General features: G+C 57.4%; 5 protein-coding genes and 1 pseudogene. 1 reads left to right on the top strand and 5 read right to left on the bottom strand.

Annotated elements, in window-relative coordinates:
* The first annotated feature begins 27 nt into the window (after positions 1 to 27).
* On the top strand, positions 28 to 282 hold the full coding sequence (locus EDD77_RS17735) for a hypothetical protein (protein ID WP_132587463.1): 255 nt from the start codon (positions 28 to 30) through the stop codon (positions 280 to 282).
* A gap of 335 nt (positions 283 to 617) precedes the next feature.
* Here EDD77_RS17735 and EDD77_RS17730 read toward each other — a convergent pair whose 3' ends face one another.
* The 5 genes and pseudogenes from EDD77_RS17730 to EDD77_RS18225 all read right to left on the bottom strand — a co-directional run.
* Positions 618 to 881 carry a phage holin family protein gene (locus EDD77_RS17730; RefSeq protein WP_058965682.1) on the bottom strand — a complete coding sequence of 88 codons (264 nt, stop codon included), beginning with the start codon at positions 879 to 881 and terminating at the stop codon, positions 618 to 620.
* Positions 882 to 883: 2 nt separating this feature from the next.
* Positions 884 to 1,138 (bottom strand): hypothetical protein, encoded by a 255-nt coding sequence (locus EDD77_RS17725; RefSeq protein WP_058965680.1) that lies wholly within the window; start codon positions 1,136 to 1,138, stop codon positions 884 to 886.
* A 10-nt stretch (positions 1,139 to 1,148) separates the two neighbouring features.
* Positions 1,149 to 2,195: a glycoside hydrolase family 25 protein gene (locus EDD77_RS17720; RefSeq protein ID WP_058965678.1), complete on the bottom strand. Its 1,047-nt coding sequence runs from the start codon at positions 2,193 to 2,195 to the stop codon at positions 1,149 to 1,151.
* Positions 2,192 to 2,368, bottom strand: a complete 177-nt coding sequence (locus EDD77_RS18230) for a hypothetical protein (RefSeq protein ID WP_156417382.1) — start codon at positions 2,366 to 2,368, stop codon at positions 2,192 to 2,194. The genes EDD77_RS17720 and EDD77_RS18230 overlap by 4 nt, the downstream gene beginning before the upstream one ends.
* Positions 2,369 to 2,391: 23 nt before the next feature.
* Positions 2,392 to 3,045: pseudogene (locus tag EDD77_RS18225) on the bottom strand (hypothetical protein); the annotation flags it as partial.

The following is a 3,045-nucleotide window of genomic DNA, read 5'->3' as shown; positions in this document are numbered from 1 at the left end:
GGCGGAAAGAGAGGGATTTGGAAATCTTTGCTGCGCAAAGCTTCCCGCGCTTGGGGCATAGCCCCGGCGCGCAGATCGCCTGAAAACCTGCCACTGGCAGCTTTTCTTCACGGCGATCACCCTTTCGGGTTCGAATCCCCGGTGAAATCTTTTCTGAACGAAAAAAAATCCGCAAGCTTTTCAGCTTACGGATTTTTCTTGCGGAAAGAGAGGGATTTGGAAATCTTTGCTGCGCAAAGCTTCCCGCGCTTGGGGCATAGCCCCGGCGCGCAGATCGCCTGAAAACCTGCCACTGGCAGCTTTTCTTCACGGCGATCACCCTTTCGGGTTCGAATCCCCGGTAAAACCTTTTCTGAACGAAAAAAAATCCGCAAGCCTCTCAGCTTACGGATTTCTCTGGCGGAAAGAGAGGGATTCGAACCACCGCGCTTATTTTTTTATGAGAAATAATATGCTTTTATAGGGAAAATACTTGCTTAAAATAGAATAAACTTTGCAATATGCAAACAATTATGCAGATAGAAAAATAAAAGTGTGTACCTTATGTGTGTACCCATAATGAAAAAATCCCCCGAGCCAGCCGGATTTTCCGGGTAGCTCGGGGGCTTCTTCTCTCATTACTGCTTCAACTGCTTTACCGCCTGATCGGCGCCGGTGGCCGCCAGACCGCTCACAATGCCCACCGCCACGGCGGTGATGGGGTCGGTCGCAGGAAACTCAGGCATAACATACATGCCGGCCACACCCAGCGCCGCACCAGCCATGCCGCACACGATGGGAATGATTTTGTTGTTGTTCCAGGGGGTGGCCTTGACCACCAAACCCACCAGATAGCAGATCACCACAATACCGGCCACGCCGGTGATACCCATAAATTCCATTGTTAATCCTTCCTTTCCAGAATCGTGATGCGGGTCTCATGGTCGTTGAGCGTCGCATCCTGTTCATCGTTGTGTTTCCACAGGCGGCGGTGGCTGTCTGTGTTGTCCCGCTCCTGCCGGTCCTGCCGGCTCTGCACCGCCTCCACCAGGGTGGAGAGCTTGGTAATGGTGCTGTTCAGCCGGATCACCGGCGCCCCCACCGAGAGAAACAGCCCGGCCACCACCACAAGCACCCCAACTACGCCCCATTCATCCATCGGCTTCACCTCACTCCGCCAGCGCCGCGCCAGCCTTTTCCAGCTTGTCCAGCACCTGCTGGGCGGCGGGGTTCTCCAGAGCCTGCTGCACCAGGTCCAGCTTTTCCAGTACCCGGTCCAGCTTGCCGTCCATATCGTCCAGCATCTTGTCCAGCGCGGCAACGGCCTCCAGCACCTCGGTCGGATCCAGCTCCGGTTTGGGCTCCTCAGGCTCTTCGGGTTCAGGCGGGAGATAGTTCTCTACGCCCAGACCAAGGCTCTGAGCTTTTGCCACAATCTGCTTGCGGTCACCCTCGCTGGCCGGGCCAACAATGATGTAGTCACCCGCGTCAAAGTGGGGCAGATTCAGGCTCTCCGCCAGTGCCGCCATGGTCTTACGGTCGCCGCCACTCACGGGGCCAATCTTCAAAGTATCGCTGTACATAGTGTTGTCCTCCTTTTCAAAACCGTTCTTCCCTGCCGCCCGGATGATGGCGGGGAAGTCCACATAAGCCCGGTTGCAGTCCACCCGGCCGCCGATCCCGGCCACGTTGCCGGTGCTCGTGTACTGGTGCATGTCACGGGTCAGGGTGGTGTTGTAGTTCTTGCGGTAGTCGGCCAGCCACATAGTGTACTTTTTCGCCAAGCCCGCATAATCCATGTAGGACGCAAAGCTGGTGTAAGTGTACACGCCCGCAAAATAACCGGCCTGCTCCAAAGCGGTGCAGCCGGTTTCGATCATCTGGGTGAGCGCGGCCTTGGTCATGCTGGCCTGGGCTTCGTTCTCGATGTCCAGATAGATGGGATATTCAAACTGCTTGCCCTTAATGGCTTCCAGCAGGGTTTTCACCTCCTGCTTGATCCCGTCCAGGGTCTTGGCGTACACATACCAGTACACGCCCACGGGGATGCCCAGGCGCTTGCACTCGGCATAGTTGCGCTCAAAGGTGGGGTCCTTCTGGGAGATGTAGGAGCCGTAGCCTGCCCGCAGGATGGCATAATCAATCCCGGCGGCCTTGACCTTGGCCCAGTCGATCTTGCTGCCCTGCCACTTGGAAACGTCGATCCCGTTCATCATTCAGCCCACCCCATTTCTACCATGAAAGCCTTGATCTGAGAAACCTTGCCGGGATTGTCGTTGATGATAAGCTCCACCGGTGCAGTAGGAAGACCCTCAACTTCGGCAATCTGGGCGGCACTCATGCCGCTGGCAAACGCCTTGCAAATCTCGTGAACTCTTTCTTCGCTCATTGCTTTTTCTCTCCTTTTCTCAATCAATATCCCTGCAGGCAACCCAGTCCGATTGTCCGCTGGTCGCCATCGCAAAAAACGTTCAGCCGGTAGCGGCTGTATCCTGAGTAAGCGCCCACCAACTGGGCGTTGGTGTCCTTGCCTTCTGTTCCGGTATAGTCCTCACTTTTGGCGATCTCCACCCATCCGGCGCCGTTCCAGCCCCAGAGCGTGATGCGGGCAGTGGCATAATACTGATTGCCGGCCATCACCGCAGCCACTTTACACACGCCGCTCGGCGCATTTACCTCCACGGTATCGTCCATCCGCCCATAAAAATGGGCCTGTGTGGCGGCCTGACAGGCACCGGGGTCGTAACCGCCCGCCACGCCGAAGATGCTCACCCCCTGCCGGATGTTGGCTGCCAGCAGATTCGCGTCGCCCTCAATGGTCTGGGCTCCGCTCAGGTACTGACCGGCGGCGATGGTCTGGCTTGCCGTGCCCGGCCGGAAGCTGGTCGCGCCCCTGCTGGGAATGCTGCCGGTAACCTTCCGGCCTTTGGCGTAGCCCACTGCCCCGGCCAGCATCTGATTCGCGGCTACAGTGCCATCGGCGGTAAAGGTGCCGTTCACGGTTTTGCCGTTGGCGGTGATGGAAACCCCGGTCTTGATGTTTTCGGGGGCCAGCTTGGCCGCTTC

It is taken from the genome of Allofournierella massiliensis (assembly GCF_004345265.1).
GTDB lineage: Bacteria > Bacillota > Clostridia > Oscillospirales > Ruminococcaceae > Allofournierella > Allofournierella massiliensis.
The sequence above is the reverse complement of the archived record's forward strand: the minus strand, read 5'-3'. Positions and strand labels throughout refer to the sequence as shown.

Bases quoted from the DNA above. Each gene is read 5' to 3' on its own strand.
- EDD77_RS17730 (WP_058965682.1), bottom strand. From the start codon at position 881: ATGGAATTTATGGGTATCACCGGCGTGGCCGGTATTGTGGTGATCTGC.
- EDD77_RS17720 (WP_058965678.1), bottom strand. From the start codon at position 2,195: ATGATGAACGGGATCGACGTTTCCAAGTGGCAGGGCAGCAAGATCGAC.
- EDD77_RS18230 (WP_156417382.1), bottom strand. From the start codon at position 2,368: ATGAGCGAAGAAAGAGTTCACGAGATTTGCAAGGCGTTTGCCAGCGGC.
- EDD77_RS17725 (WP_058965680.1), bottom strand. From the start codon at position 1,138: ATGGATGAATGGGGCGTAGTTGGGGTGCTTGTGGTGGTGGCCGGGCTG.